Source organism: Actinocatenispora thailandica, from assembly GCF_016865425.1.
GTDB lineage: Bacteria > Actinomycetota > Actinomycetes > Mycobacteriales > Micromonosporaceae > Actinocatenispora > Actinocatenispora thailandica.
Map to the genome: position 1 here is coordinate 4,891,396 of NZ_AP023355.1, position 19,170 is coordinate 4,910,565.

Annotated in this window: 10 protein-coding genes; 4 read left to right on the top strand and 6 right to left on the bottom strand. The window is 70.0% G+C overall.

The features are described 5' to 3' along the window. Window positions 1-87: 87 nt before the first annotated feature. From Athai_RS21785 to Athai_RS21795, 3 genes are all read right to left on the bottom strand, one after another. The gene (locus tag Athai_RS21785; protein ID WP_203963215.1) at window positions 88-4,209 is read right to left on the bottom strand and encodes a carboxypeptidase regulatory-like domain-containing protein; all 4,122 of its coding nucleotides are present in this window, start codon (window positions 4,207-4,209) and stop codon (window positions 88-90) included. 460 nt (window positions 4,210-4,669) lie between these two features. Further along, entirely contained in the window at window positions 4,670-5,509 is an 840-nt protein-coding gene (locus Athai_RS21790; RefSeq protein WP_203963216.1) for a phosphoribosylaminoimidazolesuccinocarboxamide synthase, read from the bottom strand. Between the two features lie 204 nt (window positions 5,510-5,713). Then, entirely contained in the window at window positions 5,714-9,820 is a 4,107-nt protein-coding gene (locus tag Athai_RS21795; protein WP_239157083.1) for a carboxypeptidase regulatory-like domain-containing protein, read from the bottom strand. A 461-nt stretch (window positions 9,821-10,281) separates the two neighbouring features. Between Athai_RS21795 and Athai_RS21800 the strand changes: the two genes are divergently transcribed. Next, window positions 10,282-10,971, top strand: coding sequence for a UbiX family flavin prenyltransferase (locus Athai_RS21800; RefSeq protein ID WP_239157084.1), 690 nt, complete (start codon window positions 10,282-10,284; stop codon window positions 10,969-10,971). Continuing rightward, complete coding sequence (locus Athai_RS21805; protein WP_203963218.1) at window positions 10,968-12,455, top strand: UbiD family decarboxylase; 1,488 nt, start codon at window positions 10,968-10,970, stop codon at window positions 12,453-12,455. Before Athai_RS21800 ends, Athai_RS21805 begins: the two co-directional genes overlap by 4 nt. Before the next feature lie 53 nt (window positions 12,456-12,508). On the opposite strand, the gene Athai_RS21810 is transcribed toward Athai_RS21805, so the two are convergent. The 3 genes from Athai_RS21810 to Athai_RS21820 are packed head-to-tail and all read right to left on the bottom strand — an operon-like array spanning window position 12,509 to window position 15,638. After that, a complete protein-coding gene (locus Athai_RS21810; protein WP_203963219.1) occupies window positions 12,509-13,342 on the bottom strand; it encodes a carbohydrate ABC transporter permease in 834 nt (277 codons plus the stop codon). After that, a complete protein-coding gene (locus Athai_RS21815) occupies window positions 13,342-14,274 on the bottom strand; it encodes a carbohydrate ABC transporter permease (protein WP_203963220.1) in 933 nt (310 codons plus the stop codon). Before Athai_RS21815 ends, Athai_RS21810 begins: the two co-directional genes overlap by 1 nt. Then, complete coding sequence (locus Athai_RS21820) at window positions 14,271-15,638, bottom strand: extracellular solute-binding protein (protein WP_203963221.1); 1,368 nt, start codon at window positions 15,636-15,638, stop codon at window positions 14,271-14,273. The genes Athai_RS21815 and Athai_RS21820 overlap by 4 nt, the downstream gene beginning before the upstream one ends. 177 nt (window positions 15,639-15,815) lie before the next feature. Here Athai_RS21820 and Athai_RS21825 point away from each other — a divergent pair, with 177 nt between their 5' ends. After that, window positions 15,816-17,129 carry an ROK family transcriptional regulator gene (locus Athai_RS21825; protein WP_203963222.1) on the top strand — a complete coding sequence of 438 codons (1,314 nt, stop codon included), beginning with the start codon at window positions 15,816-15,818 and terminating at the stop codon, window positions 17,127-17,129. 160 nt (window positions 17,130-17,289) lie between these two features. Beyond that, a complete protein-coding gene (gene treZ / locus Athai_RS21830; RefSeq protein ID WP_203963223.1) occupies window positions 17,290-19,077 on the top strand; it encodes a malto-oligosyltrehalose trehalohydrolase in 1,788 nt (595 codons plus the stop codon). The last annotated feature ends 93 nt before the right edge of the window (window positions 19,078-19,170 follow it).

Sequence of the window (19,170 nt, forward strand, 5' to 3'; positions counted from 1 at the left end):
GCGCGAGTCGCACATACTGTCGACGCCGCATCGGCGCCCCACCTCGGGCCGGGGCAGGCCGGCGGACCGGACCTGCCCCGGCGTGGATCATCCCTTCGCGAGGGTCACGTCGACCTCGACCGTCTTTCCTTGCTCGATGGTCACCGTCCTGACCTGCGGTCGATAGCCATCCTTGGCATAGATGACAGTCACCGGGCTGCTTCGATAGTCCAGCCACAGCTGGTAGTGGCCGGCAGAGTCGGTGATCACGACGTAGCTGGCCGCCCAGCTGTCGATCTGCACCACCACCCCGGCGAGCGGCGTGCCGTCCGGGCCGCTGACCGTACCGCTGAACCTCCCCCACGTCGTCGGGGGCTGTACCTTCATCGCCACCGTGACGGAGGCGTCCTCGTACGGCGTGTCCGAGACGACCTCGACGGTGCCGCGGTAGGTACCGGGCTGGTTGATCTGGCCGACCGAGGCGTCGAAGGCGAGCCGCACCTTCTTGCTCTGCCCCGGCGCCAGCGTGACCCTCCCGACGCTCATCGAGAGCCAGGACACGTCGGACGCGTCGGCCTGCCCGTACCCGGGCAGCAGCGCGGCGCTCGACACCGGCGTGGGCCCGCCGGCGTTTCCACCGATGCGGTAGAGGCCGGCTGCGCTGCCACCCCGATAGGTCGCCTGGTTGGCGTTGGGCAGCGCGCTCCAGGTGTCGTCCTGCGGGTTGTAGGCGAAGCCCTGGTTGGTCACCGTGCTGGTGCTCGCGCCGCCGGAGACCAGCAGCCGCCCATTGGCCGCCGCGTACGCCGAACCGAACAGCGGGAGCGGCAGATCCGCGATCCGCGTCCACGAGTCGCTGGTCGGGTCGTACCCGTAGCTGTGGGTGGTCGGGCCCGAGCCGAGGCCGCCCGCGCAGTAGAGCTTGCCGGCGATCGAGCCGCACGACGCCCAGGAGGTGCCCTCCGGATAGTCCGCGGCCTGCGACCACGAGTTCTTCGCCGGGTCGTACACCATGACGGTGGTCTGCCCGCAGGTCGCGGAGTTGCAGCCGCCGACCGAGTACAGCTTGCCGTTCAGTACCGCACTGCCGGCGCCGGCAAACGCCTTCGGCGCGGTGGCACCGGTCGACCAGCTGTCCGTCTTCGGGTCGTAGATCTCCAGCTTCGTATCCGGGGCACCCTTGGCGCCCCACCCACCGACCGCGTAGAACTTGCCGTCGATGAACCCGTGTGCCGGCAGGCCCTCCCGCACATCGGCGGCGCTGGCCAGTTTCCGCCAGGAACCCTGGACCGGATCGTAGGCGTACATGCTGTCGAGGTCGGCGCCGCCGCTGTACCCGAAGGCCGAGTAGACCAGGCCGTCGTATACGCCGACCGCGTTGTCCTGCACGTTGGTCGGTACGTCCGCGATCGGGGTCCAGGCGTCGCCCGCGGCCGGGGCGGCGGCCGGTGCCCCGGCAGTGAACTTGCCGGTCTTCCCGGTGTGCCGCAACGGCGAAACCGTCGCCTTCACCACCTGCTTCGGCGCCTCGGTGGTCGCCGCCTGCGGCTGGAAACCACCGGCCTGCTCACCGAGCCGAATCGTCGCCGGCTGGTCGCCGGTGTTGGTCACCGTGACCGCACCCGAGGCGCTGCCGCCCCACGCGACCGTCTTCTTCACCGACTGCTTGTCGACCGTGATCCGGCCTGCAGTCAGCGTCAGGTCGGCCCGGGTGACATCGTTCGGCGTCACCGACACCGTGTCGGTCGCGGCGTGGTAGTTGACGCGGCTCGCGCTGATCGAGTGCGATCCTGTCTGCGGGTAGTACATCCAGTAGAAGCCGGCGCCCAACCCGGGCGCATCGACGGTGCTGGCGGTCTGCGACGGCTGGTCGTCGTCCACGACCGAGGCTGAGTCGACGCCGTCGCCGGTGTTCGCGTCGAGCACCTGTCCGGCGACCAGCCCGCCGTGCTGCGGGTCGCAGTAGGCGCGGCCGAGGAAGACGTCGTCGACCTCCCACCACCAGCCGTAACTGCCCCGGAACCGGAACCGGACCTGCACGTCGGACTGGTTCGCCGCGGTCGGCAGCAGCGCCTGCTGTCGACCGGAGACCGTACCGGTCTTCTTCTGCCAGGCAGTGGTCCAGGTCGAGCCGCCGTCGATCGACACGTCGACGGTCGCGGCCTGGGTGAAGTAGGGGCGGTAGTAGGTGTCGAACGTGATCACCGGTGAGTCGTTGCCGGACATGTCCAGCACCGGGGAGACCAGCGCGGTGTCCTGCGTCTTCGACGAGCCGGCGTAGGCGCTGTCGATGACGGCGAACCCGCCTGAGCCGCCGGTGGTGTTGGTGCGCTTGCCCGGGTCGTCGAATCGCCAGGCGCCGCCGCCGGTGGCGTCGGTGACCGTCCACCCGTCTGGCGCGGTCGTCGCGTCGAACGTCTGGGTACTGCCGTCGTACTTCTTGGCGTATCCCGGCGCCGCGCACTGGCTCACGTCGGGCTGCACGGACAGGTCGCGGTGCACGTCGGCGTCGCCGAGCCGCACCGCACTGGTCACCGCACGATAGCCGGTCTGCTGCGCGGCGACGTGCAGCGTGTAGTCGTGCCCGGTCGGCAGGCGGATGGAGTACTTCCCCGTGTACGGGTCGGTGTAGACCGGGCCGCCCGGCACCCCGTCGACGGTGATCTTCGCGTACAGCGGCCAGTCGTTGCCGCCGCCGTCGGTGACGGTGCCGCTGACGGTGTGCGCCGCGAGTGGCGCCAGCGCGAAGTCCGCGGTGACCGTTCCGGTGGCGGTGACGGTCACCGCAGTCGTCTTGCTCTGGTAGCCGTACGCGGCGGCCACCGCGTCATAGCTGCCCGGTGGTACGGCCAGCGAGTAGCTGCCGTCGGCGCCACTGGTGGCCTGGTCGTCACCGACCTTGATGGTCGCGCCGGCGACGGCTGCACCGCTCTTGGCGCTGGTCACGGTGCCGGACACTGTGCCCTGCGCGCCGGACCGGAACGCGGCAAGCCCGTTCGGCGTGCCGAGCCCGGTCGGGCCGTCGTAGCCGGCCCCCGCCTGGCACAGGTAGTTGCTGCACGCGCCGTTGGTGCCCGTGGTCACGTCGTTCAGCGCACGGGCCTTGGCGTACGGATACGAGTTCGGGTACGAGCCCGCGACCGGGCTGCCGGCGTCGGCGTACACGCCGGCGATGATCGGCGCCGAGGCGCTCGTCCCGCCGTACTGGGCCCAACCGGCCGCCTGGTAGGAGTTGTAGACCGCCACCCCGGTCGCCGGGTCGGCCACCGCTGCCACGTCCGCAACCGTGCGCTGGTCGCACGCGGTGTCGGACTGGAAGCTCGGCTTCGGCTCGTACTGCGAGCACCCCGATCCCGCGCCGCCGTAGCTGTTGTGCCAGACACTCTCCGACCAGCCCCGGCTGCTGCTGTCTCGGGTCAGCGACGTGCCGCCGACCGAGGTCACGTACTGCGATGCGGCCGGGAACGAGACACCGTACGAGGAGTCACCGGACGACGCGGTGATCGCGACCCCCGGATGGTTGTAATATTGCTGCTCGTAGGTCAGCTCGTCCTGCGACTCCCCGCTTCCCGGCGTGGCGTCGTAGCCAGTGCCGTAGGAGTTCGACACGTACTTGACGCCGGCCGCCACCGCGGTGTTGACGGCGGCCCCGAGGTCCTCGAACGACGCGGAGTCGGCCTCCACCAGCAGGATGTGCGCGTTCGGCGCGACGGCTGAGACCATGTCCAGGTCCAGCGAGATCTCCCCGGCCCAGCCCGAGTCAGCCTGCGGGAGGCTCGTCCCACCTCGCTGGTCGATCTTCGAGAAGCAACCGTCGGCCGTCGTGCACGCCGGCAGCCCGTACTGCTGCCGGTAGACCGCGAGGTCGGCCTCCGCGTTCGGATCGTCGTAGGCGTCCACGATCGCGACCGTCGCTCCCGCACCGCCGTCCGCCGGCAGCTGGTAGGCGCTGCGTAGATCGCCAGGCCCGTACCCCGACGGCGTCGCGTTCGGCTGGATGCCTTTCGCGCCGGCCACATCGGTGCGCCGCAACGAGAAGCAGGTGTACTCCCCCACCTTGGCCGGGGCGCACACCCGTTCTGTGTTCGGCTGGCTGGCGGACAGGTCGTCGGCGGGCGCCGCGAAGGACGGCGCCTGCGCCATCCCGAGTCCCGCCCCCACCGCCACCGCGAGGGCGAGCCCGTACCTGCCTGTTCTCGCCCATCGACGCAACGTTCTGGTGCCCTGCATCCAGGTCCTCCAACCGTCCACCCAGTGGTGCCGAGCGCCGCCACGACGCCGAACGACAACACTTCCCAACGGGCCGGTGACCAGGCAATGTAGAGCGAATGGCGGGTACGCGACATGACGACAGCTCGTCACGCCGAACGCGACGGAACATGTGCAAATCGATCACACCCAGCGAGTGCCGCCGCTCCGGCGACAGGCGGCCGCTCAGGCCCGCTCGACCCTGGTGGAGTAGGCCGGTTGGCGCTGGGTCGAACATGCCGGCCGGGCACGGGTGGTACAGCACTGGCCATGCTGGACAGGGTTGACCAACACCGGGTAAAGCGGGCAGGGCCGCGATGGGGGTGGCACGACGGCGGCGAGACCCGCCGCCGCAATGCGACCGGCGTCAGATCCAGTGCGGCAGAGGCGGGCAGGTCAACGAGGCACCGGGCGCGCCGGACCTGGGCCGGACGGGCTCGAGTCAGGCGGTCCAGGTGTTGCCGGTGATGCGCTCGTACGCCTCCTGGTAGCGGGCCCGGGTCGTCGCCACGACCTCGGCGGGTACCTCCGGGCCCGGGTAGGTCTTGTCCCAGCCCGGCACCGCGGCGGCCCAGTCGCGGATGAACTGCTTGTCCATCGCCCGCTGCGGGCGGCCCGGCTGCCACTCCTCGACGGCCCAGAACCGGGACGAGTCGGAGGTCAGCACCTCGTCGGCGAGCACCAGCTGTCCCTCGGCGTCGATGCCGAACTCCAGCTTGGTGTCGGCGATGATGATGCCGCGCTCGCGCGCCAGTTCGGCACCGCGCCGGTACACCTCCAGCGTCAGGTCACGGATGCGGCCGGTCAGCTCGGCACCGAACTCCTCGGTCACGTCGTCGAGGGTGATGAACTCGTCGTGCCCCTCGGTCGCCTTGGTGGTCGGCGTGAAGATCGGCTCCGGCAGCTTCGACCCCTCGACCAGCCCGGCCGGCAACTCGACACCCGACACCGCGCCCTGCTTCTCGTATTCCTGGAGACCGAGCCCGGCCAGGTAGCCGCGGGCGATGCACTCCACCGGCAGCATCTTCAGCGGCCTGCAGCGCACCGCGCGGCCCGCCCACTCCGCCGGCACGTCGGTACCGGAGATCACGTGGTTGGGCACCAGGTCGGCGAGCTGGTCGAACCACCACAGCGACAGCTGGGTCAGCAGCTTGCCCTTGTCCGGGATCGGCGTGGGCAGCACCACGTCGTAGACCGAGATCTTGTCCGAGGCGACCAGGATGATGTCGCCGTTGTCGTCCTCGTACAGGTCACGGATCTTGCCGCTGTACACGTGCTTCACTGCTGCTCCTGCCCCGGTCCCGGTCCACTGCCCAGCGCGTTGCTCCTGGCCAGCCTGCCACGTCGGGTCGCGGGCGGGTTCGTGGACCCCGGCAGCACGGCCGCGGGCCCGTCCGGCGCTGGGGGCCGGGCGGACCCGCGGTGACGGTGGGCCGGCTCGCCGGTTGCGGCGAGCCGGCCCCCTGCGTGCGTCAACAGCCGCCGATCATGCCTTCTTCAGCGTGATCGAGACCGTTACCGTCTTCCCCTCCTTGATCGTCACGCTCTTCACCTGCGGCTGGTAGCCGTCCTTGGCGTAGATGACGGTCAGCGGGTTGTTCCGGTAGTCCAGCCACAGCGCGTAGTGACCGTCCTTGTCGGTCTTCAGCGTGTAGCTGGCGGTCCAGCTGTCGATCTGGACGGTGACGCCGGCGAGCGGGGTGACGTTGCCCTTCCCGTCGTCGCCGGACACGGTGCCGGTGATCTTGCCCCAGGTGGACGGCGGCTGCACGTGCATCGTGACCTTCACCGGCGCCACCCCGTACGGGGTGTCCGTGCTCAGGCCGATGCCCGCGGTGTAGTCGCCGGGCTGGGTGATCTCCGGGACCGAGGCGTCCAGGCTCACCTTGATGCGCTTGCTCTCGCCCGGTGCCAGGGTGAACTGCGTGCGGTTCAGGGACATCCAGGTGACGTCCGAGTTCCCACCCTGGTCGTAGCCGCCGAGCACCTCGGAGGTGGCCACCGGCGGCACGAACGCACCGCCGGGGTTACCGCCGATCGCGTAGAACCCGATGCTGCTGCCCGACCGGTACAGCGAGGTGTTCGCGTTGGGCAGCGGGCTCCACGAGTCGTCCTGCGGGTTGTAGGCGTAGCCCTGGTTGGTGATGGCGGCACCGTTGCCGGTGACACCACCCGAGACCAGCAGCAGCCCGTTGGCCGCCGTCGAGGCCGACCCCCACAGGTCGATGGGCAGGTCCGCGACCTGGGTCCAGGTGTCCGCACCCGGGTCGTAGGCGTAGGTGTGCTTGCTCGACGAGGACGCCGAACCGCCGGCGCAGTAGATCTTGCCGGACAGCGCGCCACACGACAGCCACGAGGTGGCCTCCGGGTAGTCCGCCGCCTGCGCCCACGAGTCGCTCGCCGGGTCGTACACCGTCACGGCCTTCTGGCCGCAGGTGCTGGTGCAGCCACCGATCGAGTACAGCTTGCCGTCCAGCACCGCGCTACCCGCACCGGCGTAGATCGACGGTGCCGACGTGCCGGTGGACCAGCTGTTGCTCGCCGGGTCGTAGATCTCCAGCTTGGTGTCCGGGTTGCCGTCGGCACCCCAGCCACCGACCACGTAGAACTTGCCGTCGATGAACCCGTGCGCGGGGTTGCCCTCGCGCACGTCGGCGGCGCTGGCCAGCTGGCTCCAGCTGCCGTCCGACGGGTCGTAGACGTACAGGTCCTTCGTGTCGGCCGAGCCGTTGTAGCCGAAGGCCGAGTACACCTTGCCGTTGTAGACACCGACGGCGTTGTCCTGGATCGCGGTCGGCGCGTTCGCGATCGTGGTCCAGGCGTCGTCGGCGGCCGGTACCTCGGACGGCGGGTTCTCCGCCTTGCCCTTGGTGCCGGCGATCCGGGTGGGCGTGGTGTGCGCCTTCACCTTGTGCAGCGGGGCACCGGTCGACTTCGACTGCATCTGGAAGCCGCCCGGCTGCTCACCGACCTTGACCGTCGCCGGCTGGCCGCCGGTGTTGGTCACCGTGACGGCGCCGGTGGCGGTGCCGCCCCAGCCCACGGTCTTCTTGATCGACGTCTTGTTGACGCTGATCTGCCCCGCGGTCAGGGTGAAGTCCGCGCGGGTGACGTCGTCGGTGGCAACCGACACCGACTGCGACACCGACTGGTAGCCGCCCTTGCTGGCGGTGAACGGGTGCGCACCGGTCAGCGAGGAGAACATCCAGTAGAAACCGCCGTCGACCGCGTCGGTGGTACTCGCGGTCTCCGCCGGCTTGTCGTCGCTGCTCACCGAGGCGGACTTGATGCCGTCACCGGTGTTCGCGTCCTTGACCTGGCCCGCGACGAGACCGCCGTGCACCGGCGCGCAGTAGGCGTCACCGACGAAGACGTCGTCCAGCTCCCAGTACCAGCCGTAGTGGCCGGTGAAGTGGAACCGGACCTGCACCGCGGACTGGTTCGCCGCCTCCGGTACCTGCACCTCCTGGTGACCGGAGGTGATCCCGGTGGTCTCGTGCCAGACGTTGCTCCAGTTCGCACCGCCGTCGACGGAGACGTCCACGTCGGCCACCTGGTTGGAGTAGCCGTCGTAGTACGTGTCGAAGCCGACGGCCGGCGAGTCCACCGCGGACAGGTCGGTGACCGGCGAGGTCAGCGTCGTGTCCTCGGTCTTGGACGAACCGAGGTGGTCGCTGTCGATGATGGCGAAGCCGCCGTCGCCGCCGGTCTTGTTGCCCCGGTTGCCGTCGTCGGTGAAGCTCCAGCCGCCGTCGCCGGTGGCGTCGGTGACCGTCCAACCGTCCGGCGCGGTGGTGCCGTCGAACGACTGGTTGGTGCCGTCGTACTTCTTCGTGTAGCCCGGCGCGGCGCAGGTGGTCGCGTCGGTCAGCAGCTGCACGTTGTGGTGGACGTCGGCATCCCCGACGTGCACCGCGGTGTCCACGCCGGTGTAGCCCGGCAGCTCGGAGCTGACGTGCAGGGTGTAGTCCTTGTCGGCCGGCAGGTCGACGGAGAACTTGCCGTTGTACGGGTTGGTGTAGACCGGCCCGCCGGGCATGCCGTCCACGGTGACCTTGGAGTACAGCGGCCAGCCGTGCCCGGAGCCGTCGGTGACGGTACCGGTGACGGTGTGCTTCTGCACCGGCGACAGGGCGAAGTTCGCCGTGACGGTGCCGCCGTCCTCGACGGTGACCGACGCGGTCTTGTCCTGGTAGCCGTAGGCCGACGCGGTGGCGGTGTAGTCACCCGGCGGCAGGGTCAGCGTGTAGCTGCCGTCCGCGCCGCTGGTGGCCTGGTTGTCGCCGACCTTGACGGTCGCGCCGGAGATGGCCGAGCCGCTGCCGGCGTCGGTCACCGAGCCGGACACCACGCCGTGCGGACCGCTGCGGAACGCGGCCAGTCCGTCCGGCGTGCCCAGGCCGGTCGGCCCGTCGTAGCCGGTACCGGCGGTGCACAGGTATGCCGGGTCGCAGCTGCCGTTCGCCCCGTCGGTGACGTCGTTGAGCGCACCGGCGTTGGTGTACGGGTAGGCGTTCGGGTAGCTGCCCGCGACCGGGGTACCGGCGGTGGCGTAGACCCCGGCGATGATCGGGGACGCCGCGCTGGTGCCGCCGTACTGCGCCCAGCCGGACGCCTGGTAGCTGTTGTAGACCGCGACGCCGGTCTCCGGGTCGGAGACCGCGGACACGTCCGAGACGGCACGCATGTCACAGCCGGTGTCCTGCTGGAACGCCGGCTTCGGCTCGTACATCGAGCAACCCGAGCCGGGGCCGCCGTACGAGTTGTGCCAGACGCTCTCCGACCATCCGCGGTCGCTGTTGTCGCGCACCAGCGAGGTGCCGCCGACCGAGGTGACGTACTGCGAGGCCGCGGGGAACGCGACACCGTAGTCGCTGTCACCGGACGAAACGGTGATCGCCACGCCGGGGTGGTTGTAGTACTCCTCCTCGTAGGTCAGCTCGTCGGCGGACTCGCCGCTGCCGGGCTGCGAGGTGTATCCGGTGCCGTACGAGTTCGACACGTACTTGGCGCCCATCGACACCGCGGTGTTGACCGAGGTGCCGAGGTCGTCGAAGTTGGCGCTGTCGCCCTCGACCAGCAGGATGTGCGCGTTGGGCGCGATCGCGGAGACCATGTCGAGGTCGAGGGCGATCTCGCCGGCCCAGCCGGAGTCCGGGCTCGGGTAGTCGGTGCCGCCGCGCTGGTCCACCTTCTGGAAGCACCCGTTGTCGGTGGTGCAGGCGGGCAGGCCGTACTGCTCGCGGTAGACCGCGAGGTCGGACTCGGCGTTCGGGTTGTCGTACGCGTCGACGATCGCCACGGTCTGGCCCGCCCCGCCGTTGTCCGGCAGGTTGTAGGCGCTGCGCAGGTCGGTCGGCCCGTACCCGGACGGGGTGTCGTTCGGCTGCAGGCCCTTCGCACCGGCCACATCGGTACGACGCAACGAGAAGCAGGTGAACTCGCCGGCCTTGGCCGGCCCGCAGACCTGCTCCACGTTCGGGCGTGCAGTGGTGGCGTCCCCGGACGGCGCGGCGAGTACCGGGGTCTGCGTACCCAGGCCGCCCAGTGCCACCGCCGAGGCGACGGCGAGGCCGTACATGCCGGCTCTCACGCGTCGGTGCAGCGTTCTCTTACTGTGCATCAAGGTCCTCCCAGCCTCGCTGCACGGAGTTGTCGCCTTTGAGGTGAGGGGTCCCCGTAGCGATCAACGACCCGGTTTGTTACCGGGCTGCCGGTAACAATTCCGAAGCTATGGGTAGGCATTCAATGTCTGCCAGATGGCGGAGATGCGTCATGGCACCAGCTCGCCACACTGAATCAGTATCAAGCAGTTAAATCAACAAAAAAGTCCATAGGAGCAACAAAGGTCCTGAAACGGCACGCCTGGTAAGCCGCTGTCCTGAGGGTATGCCCAGGTCAGCGCACCAACGTCCGGTTGCCGACCCCGTTGTGTGCGTGACAGGTTTACTCGGACACGCCCCCGGCGGCACACTCTCCGCGCACACCCGGGTCGCGGCGTGTCCGGGCAGAGAGTGGAGCATCGATGATCATCGTGGCAGGGGACGCCCTCCGGTGACCGAACCACGACCGCGCCGGCTGGTGGTGGGGATCAGCGGCGCGACCGGCATCGCGTACGGCATCCGGGTGCTCGAGCTGGCCCGTACCGTCGGCGTCGAGACACACCTGGTGGTCACTCCCGCCGGGCAGCAGACCCGCGCGCACGAGACCGACCTGAGCGCCCGCGGCCTGGCCGAGCTGGCCGACGTCACCTACCGCCCGGCCGACATCGGCGCCGCGATCGCCTCCGGCTCCTTCCCCGTCGACGGCATGCTGGTGGCGCCGTGCTCGGCCCGTACGCTCGCCGCGGTCGGCTACGGGACGGGCGACAACCTGCTGACCCGCGCCGCCGACGTCACCCTCAAGGAGCGCCGCCGGCTGGTCCTGATGGTCCGCGAAACGCCGCTGTCGCTCACCCACCTGCGCGCCATGACCGCCGTCACCGAGGCGGGGGGCATCGTCATGCCGCCGGTACCGGCCTTCTATCTCCGGCCCGCCACCGTCGACGAGCTGGTCACCCACAGCGCCGCCCGAGCCCTGGACCTGCTCGGCATCGACATCGGCGACCAGCCCCGCTGGGGCGAGGTCAGCGCCGGGCACCGGCACCAGCCGACCCCGTCGCAGCCGACCTCGACGCGGGACGGCGCGACATCCGACCAGGGCCCGATCTTCGGCCCCGCACCCTCAGGAGCATTTCCGTCATGACACATCTGCGCAGCCTGCGCGACTTCATCGACGAGCTGGCCGCGATCGGCGAGATCCAGCAGATCGACGCCGAGGTCGACTGGAACCTGGAGATCGGCGCGATCATCCGTCGCTCGTACGACCTGCGCGCACCGGCCCCGCTGTGCACCAACATCACCGGGTACCAGGACAGCGGCTTCCGGGTGCTCGGCGCGCCCGGCGGCCTGAGCAACCCCGAACACCCCCTCGCGCGCATCGCCCTCGCCCTGGGGCTGCCCGCCGACGCCGCCGGCCGGGACATCATGGAGGCAATCGTCGCCGCGCGCCGACGGCCGGGCGTCCCCCCGGTGCCGGTCGCCGCCGAGACGGCGCCGTGCAAGCAGAACGTGCTGCGCGGCGACGACATCGACCTGCTGCGGTTCCCCACCCCGCTGATCCACGGCAACGACGGTGGCCGGTACATCCAGACCTACGGGATGAACATCGTCGCCACCCCGGACGGCTCGTGGACGAACTGGTCGATCAACCGCATGATGATCGCCGGCCGGGACACGCTCGCCTGCCTGATCCCGCCGCCGCAGCACCTGGGCATCATCCGCGCCAAGTGGGCCAAGCTGGGCAAGCCGATGCCGATCGTGCTGGCGCTCGGCGTCGAACCCGCACTGCCCTACGCCGGTGCGATGCCACTGCCCGAGGACGCCGACGAGTCCCACTTCGTCGGCGCCCTGTTCGGCGAGGGCGTCGAGGTGGTCCCGGCCGAGACCGTCGACCTGCCGGTACCCGCCACCGCCGAGATCGTCATCGAGGGCCACATCGCGCTCGACGACGAGGCGATGGAGGGGCCGATGAACGAGTACCCGGGGTACAACGCGCACGACGCCTCCCCCAAACCGCTGTTCACCGTCACTGCCATCACCCACCGCGACGGCGCCATCCTGCCGGTGGTGGCCGCCGGACCGCCGGTCGAGGAGGACCACACCGGTACCGGCACCATGCACGCGGCCGAGATCCTGCACCAGCTGCGCCTGGCGGGCCTGCCGGTCGCGTCCACCTGGTTCTCGTACGAGTCGGCGCTGCACTGGCTGATCGTGTCGGTCCGGCCGGAGTGGCACGAGGAGACCGGGCTGAGCTCCGAGCAGCTGGCGCAGCGGATCGGCGAGGTGGTCTTCGCCGGCAAGGCCGGTTTCGGGGTGCCGAAGGTGCTGCTGGTCGAGGACGACATCGACATCACCAAGGTGGACGAGGTCGTCTGGGCGTTCGCGACCCGCACGCACCCCGAGCACGGTGAGATCCACTTCCCGCACCGGCCCACCGCCGCGCTGTCGGTCTACCTGGACGAGTCCGAGCGGCACACCTACAACGCCGGCAAGGTGATCTACAACTGCCTGCTCGCCGACCGCTTCGAGAAGGAGGAGCGTCCGGTCAAGGGCAGTTTCGAGCACGGCTGGCCGGCCGAGATCCAGCAGCGCGTCCTCGACAACTGGCGCCGCTACGGCTACCGCTGAGCGAAGCCGCGACGGGTGGGGCCCGGTCGTCGCCCGGCCCCACCCCGCCCGCGTCAGCCCTTCAGCGCACCGCCCAGCGCGAACGAGCCGGACAGCTTTCGCGACATCACCAGGTACAGCACCGCCACCGGGATGCAGTAGAAGATCGAGAACGCGGCCAGCTGGCCGTACTGCACCCCGCCGTGCTGCGGATCGAAGAACGTGAAGATGCTGACCGAGGCCGGCAGCTGGTTCGGATCGATCAGCAGGATGAACGGCACGAAGAAGTTGCCCCACATGCCGATGAAGGTGAAGATCGTCACCACGATCACGCCCGGCCACATCAGCGGCAGCACGATCCGGCGCAGCGTCGCCATCGAGCTCGCCCCGTCGGTCCAGGCCACCTCCTCCAGCTCCACCGGCACGCTGTCCATGAAGTTCTTCATCAGCCAGATCCCGAACGGCAGCGCCGTCGACCCCATGAACACCGTCGCCGACCACATCTGGTCGATCAGGTTGAGCTGGGTGAACATCGCGTACACCGGGATCATGATCGCGGTGATCGGCAGCCCGGTGGTGAACAGGATCGTGAGCAGGAACGGCCGCTTGAGCCGGGATCGGTAGCGCGACAACGGATACGCGGCGAGGATCGCCACCACGACCGTGATCAGGGTGCCGCCGCCACACAGCACCAACCCGTTGAGCAGCGGCCGGAACAGGATGTCCACCGTGGTCACGTGGGCGAAGTTGGCGCCGGTGAGGTGCTTCGGCCACTCCACCTTCAACGTCTGGCCCTGCGCCACCGAGGTGGTGAGCACCCACAGCAACGGCACCAGGAACGCGATGCCGATGCCGGCGAGCGCGACGTTCGCGGCGACCTTGCCCGCCGCCTGTACCGACTTGGCCATCAGTCCGCCTCCGGTCGCAACGCCCGCAGGTAGACCAGCGAGAACAGGGCACCGATGACCAGCAGTACCAGTGCCATCGCGGTGCCGTAACCGATCTCGTAGTTCTGCAGCGCGGTCTGGTACGTGTAGATCGGCAGCGTCGTGCTCTTGTTGCTCGGGCCACCCTTGGTCATCGCGAAGATCAGCCCGAACACCGACAACGTCTGCAACGTGATCAGCATCAGGTTGGTCGCCACCGACCGCCGGATGGTGGGCAGCGTGACGTGCCAGAACCGCTGCCACACACCGGCACCGTCCATCGCCGCGGCCTCGGTCAGCTCGGCCGGTACCTCGGCCAGGGCGGCCGAGTAGACCAGCATCGAGAACGCGGTACCGCGCCAGACGTTGGCCAGCGACACCGCCAGGATCGGCAGCGTGTAGAGCCAGTTCTGCTGCGGCAGGTGCAGGAACTTCAGGATCTCGTTGAGGCTGCCCTCGTCCCGGAAGAACGCGTACATCAGGTAGCCGGCGACGATCTCCGGTACCACCCACGCGGCGATCACCAGGGCACCGACGATCGACCGCAGCACCTTGGTGGCCAACCGGAACAGCAGCGCGATGGCCAGACCCAGCAGGTTCTGTCCGACGATCGCCGACAGCACCGTGAAGATCAGCGTCTGCAGGATCGCGTTGTAGAACTGGTCGTCACCGAACGCCTTGCGGAAGTTGGCCAGCCCCACGAAGTTCGTCGTGGTCGCGCCGGTCAGCTGCATGTCGGTGAACGCGTAGTAGATGCAGTAGATGATCGGCCCGGCCAGGAAGATCAGCAGCAGCACCACCGCGGGCAGCAGCGGCAGGCCGCGAACGATCGTCCTGCCGCGCATCGTGCCCCGCGCGGCGCCGGAGGTCTCCGGCGCCGCGGGGGTCCGTTCGGCCGTCGCGCTCGCGGTCATTTCGCCGGGCCCGAGTCCTTGGTCGTGTTGTTGCCGACGATGTCGGCGACCGCCTTGTCATAGTCGGCGGAAGCCTTGGCCGGGCTGGAACTGCCGGTCGTCACCGCCTCCATCTGCTCCTGGATCACCGTGGAGACCTTCGGGTACTCCGCGTAGGCGGGCCGGTAGTGGGTGTCCGCGACCAGGTCGGTGAAGAACTTCACCGTCGGCGAGGAGTTCTGGTACTTCGCGTCGGCGGCGACGTCCTTGCGCACGGCGATGTTCTGCGACGCGTTGTCGTAGCTGACCGCGTTCTTCTCGGTCTGCATCGCGGTGATGAACTTCCAGGCGAGCGTGGGGTTCTTGGCGTTCTTGGTGATCGCCCAGCTCCAGCCGCCGGACATGCTGGTCTTGCCGGGCGCCTGGCCGTTCTGCGTTGGCATCGCGGTCCAGCCGATGTTCTTCGTCCAGTCCTTCCACGGCTTGGGGCCGGTGGAGATCCAGTTGTTGGCCGTCCACGAACCGTCGATGGAGAACCCGATCTTCTGGTTCGGGAACCAGTCGGTGTTGATGTTGGTGCTGATGTTGGCGTCCAGCGCCTGCGACGGCTTCGGGCCGAGACCGGTGGAGTAGACGGTCTTCAGGAAGTTCATCGAGTCCTGGAAGCCCTTGCTGCCGACCACCCACTTCTTCTGCTGGTCGTTGTAGAGCTGGTCGTTGGTGCCGTAGAGCAGCATCTCGAAGCCCTGCATGCTGGAGGCCTCACCGCTGGCCTTCCCGGTGTAGATGCTCATCGGGATGACGCCGGGCGCCTTCTTCTTGATCTGGCGGGCGGCGGCGAGCAGGTCGTTCCAGGACTTCGGCTCCCAGTTCGTGGGCAGGCCGGCCTTGGCGAAAACCCGCTTGTCGTACCAGATCCCGCGGGTGTCGGTGCCGTCCGGCACCCCGTACACCTTGCCGTCCAGGCCGGTGACCGACGCCTTCGCGGTGTCCTGGAACTGGCTCCACTGGTCCCAGGACTTGACGTTGGCGTCGAGCGGGCGCAGGAAGCCGGCCTTGATGTCGGAGTTGATCAGGAAGGTGTCCTCGTACGCGAGATCGGGCGCGGTACGCGGCGACTTCATCATCAGGTCGAGCTTGGTGTAGTAGTCGTTCTCCGTCGCCTGGATCGGGATGAGATTGACCTTCTTGCCCGGGTTCGCCTTCTCGAACTGCTTCTTCACCCCGGCGAGGAAGTTGTCCATGATCCGGCTGTTGTTGTCGGTGGACCGCTGGTAGGCGATCTTGATCTCGTTCTTCGAGTCACCGGACGAGCCGCACGCCGCCAGCAGCGGCGCGATCACGGCGCCGGTGAGGGCGAGCGTCGCGAGCTTTCGGAACCGCATGATGGTCCTTTCCCGAGCGGCCGGGAACCGAGTGCGATGTGGACCGTCCGCTCAACGTGTCACGCGAGGGCACCAACTACCGGGCGCGGCAGCCGGAGCGCCGCGTCGTGGATGGTTCCCATGTCGGTCATGCCAACCGTGTTGCACGAAAGTAAAACCATTGGATTAACTAAGTCAATGACTTCCCGGACTCGACCTGACGACGGCGGCCAACCGGTGACCCGGGCGCTACCGGAAGCAGTCACGCAGACGCGCAGCGGCACCAACCTGCCCCGGGTCGGTGGCTACAACCAGGCGGTCGTGCTGGACGCGATCCGGGAAGCCGCCGGGATCAGCCGGGTGGAGCTGGCCGCCATGACCGGCCTGACCACCCAGACCGTCTCCAACATCGTCCGGCGGCTGCTCGCGGCCGGGCTGATCGCCGAGACCGGTCGCGCCCCGTCCAGCGGCGGCAAGCGCCGCACCCTGCTGACCATCCGTACCGACGCGTACTTCTCGGTCGGGGTGCACCTCGACCCGGACGCGATGGTCACCGCAGTGGTCGACCTGGCCGGCGGCACCGTGCACCGGCACCGGCGCCGCCTCGCGTCCGCCGGCGACCCGACCCGGCTGGTGGGAGTCGTGTCCCGGGCCGTCGACCGCGCCGTCGAGCAGGCCGGCGTACCCCGCGGGCGCATCCTCGGGCTGGGCGTCGCCGTGCCCGGACCGCTGGACACCCGGCACGGGCTGGTGGTCGAGCCGCCGAACCTGGCCGGCTGGCACCAGGTCGCGCTGCGCGACGCGCTGCACACCGCGACCGGACTGTCCACTGTGGTGGACAACGACGCCACCGCCGCCGCGGTCGGCGAACGGTGGGCCGGCGGGGCGGAGCGCGCCGGCAGCTTCCTGTTCCTCTACCTCGGTACCGGCATCGGCGCCGGCGTCGTGCACTGGGACCGGGTGCTGCGCGGCGACTCCGGCAACGCCGGCGAGATCGGCCACCTCATCGTGGTGCCGGACGGGCGGCCCTGCCGGTGCGGCGCCCGGGGCTGCCTGGAGGCGCACTGCTCGCCGGCCGCGATGGTGGCCGATCTGGTCGAGCGGTGCGGTCGCCGCGCCGCGAACCGGATCGGGCTGTCGCTGCAGCCGGACCGGATCCGGGCCGACTACGACCTGCTGTGCCGCGCCGCCGGTGCCAGCGACCCGGCCGCCGCCGAGACCGTACGGGTGGCCGCCGAGCGGGTCGGCCAGGCGGCGCTGAGCGCGGTCAACCTGCTCGACGTGTCCCGGGTGGTGCTCGGCGGCAACGCCCCACCCGGCTTCGCCGAGCCGGTCCGCGCCGAGATCGACCGGCAGGTCAACGGCCAGTCGATCGCCCGCCGGGTGCGTACGGTGGCCATCGAGGACAGCCTGGTCGGGCCGGACGCCGGCGCGGTCGGCGCCGCCTCGCTGGTGCTGCACGGCACGTACGCGCCGGGCTGGCGACTGCTGCTCGGTACCGACGGCCACTGAGCCGGCCACGCCGCCACGCCGGTCGGGCAGGTCGCCGGCTCGCGCGACGGGCCGCGCCGCGGCGGCCGGCCCCGACCGCGGCCGGCCCGCGAGGCACCCCGCGCCGACGCGCGCCACTCGCGTTCGGCGGTACCGATGGTGATCATGCGATGATGCTCCGGTGACGGCGTTCGAGGTGTGGGCACCGGCCGTGTCCCGGGTGCGGGTGCGGCTCTGCCCACCCGCCGAGCAGCCGACCGGCGCGGCCGGCGAGCTGTCGGCGGCGGCCGACGAGGTGCACGAGCTGGCCGGTGGGCCGGACGGCTGGTGGCGGCTGGAGCTGGCCGAGCTGCCGGCCGGCACCCGCTACGGGTTCCTGCTCGACGACGACGAGAACGCGCTGCCCGATCCGCGCTCGGTCCGGCAGCCGGACGGCGTGCACGAGCTGTCCGCGACCTACGACCAGGACGCGTTCGGCTGGACCGACGAGGGGTGGACCGGTCGGCCGCTGCCCGGCAGCGTGCTGTACGAGCTGCACGTCGGTACGTTCACCCCGGGCGGCACCTTCGATGCCGCGATCGACCGGCTGGATCACCTGGTGGATCTCGGCGTCGACCTGGTGGAGGTGCTGCCGGTCAACGCGTTCAACGGGCCGCGCAACTGGGGTTACGACGGCGTGCTGTGGTACGCGGTGCACGAGCCGTACGGCGGGCCCGACGGGCTGAAGCGGCTGGTCGACGCCTGCCACGCGCGCGGCCTCGGCGTCGTGCTCGACGTGGTGTACAACCACCTCGGGCCGTCCGGCAACTACCTGCCCCGCTTCGGGCCCTACCTGAAGGCCGGCCGCAACACCTGGGGTGAGCTGGTCAACCTGGACGGCCCGGACTCCGACGAGGTGCGCCGCTACATCGTGGACAACGCGCTGATGTGGTTGCGCGACTACCATCTCGACGGGCTGCGGCTCGACGCGGTGCACGCGCTGGCCGACGACCGCGCGCTGCATCTGCTGGAGGAGCTGGCATCCGAGGTCGACGCGCTGTCGTCCCGGGTGAACCGGCCGCTGTCGCTGATCGCCGAGTCCGACCGCAACGACCCGCGGCTGATCACGCCGCGGGTGGCCGGCGGGTACGGGCTGGCCGCGTCCTGGGACGACGACGTGCACCACTGTGTGCACGCGCTGCTGACCGGGGAACGGCAGGGCTACTACGCCGACTTCGGCTCGGTCGAGGGCGTGGCCAAGGTGCTGACCGGGGCGTACTTCCACGACGGCAGCTGGTCCAGCTTCCGGCGCCGGCACCACGGCCGGCCGGTGGACCGGCGCTCGACCCCGGGGCACCGGTTCGTGGTCTTCCTGCAGGACCACGACCAGATCGGCAACCGGGCCACCGGCGACCGGATCTCGGCGACGCTGTCCGACAGCCTTTGCCGGGTCGGTGCGCTGCTGATGCTGACCTCCCCGTTCACGCCGATGCTGTTCATGGGCGAGGAGTGGGCCGCCGGCTCGCCGTGGCAGTTCTTCACCAGCCACCCGGAGCCGGAACTCGCCGCGAACGTCGCCGCCGGGCGGCGCGCCGAGTTCGCCGCGCACGGCTGGCCACCCGGCGAGGTGCCCGATCCGCAGGACCCGGAGACGTTCGCCGCGTCCGTGCTGCGCTGGGAGGAGCTGGCCGAGCCGGCGCACGCGGCGATGTTCCGCTTCTACCGCAGGCTGATCGCGCTGCGTCGGTCGATCCCGGAGCTGTCCGACCCGCGCCTTTCGGAGGTACGGGTGGACACCGGCGCCGACTGGCTGACCGTCCACCGCGGACCGTACCGGATCGCGGTGAACCTCGCCGATCGGCGGCGAACCGTTGCACTGCACGGTATCCCGGTGGACGTGCCGCTCGCCACCACGCCCGGCTTCGTCTACGCCCGGCACGAGATCCAGCTCCCGGCGGGATCCGGCGCCATCGTGCGCTGCCTGGTGTGAGTGAGTCCGCGCGCGGCACCCGGCCGATCGGGTGCCGCGCGCGGAGCCTGGTGCCGACCCGGGCCGGCGCCGCGGTGCGCTCGCACGGCGGCC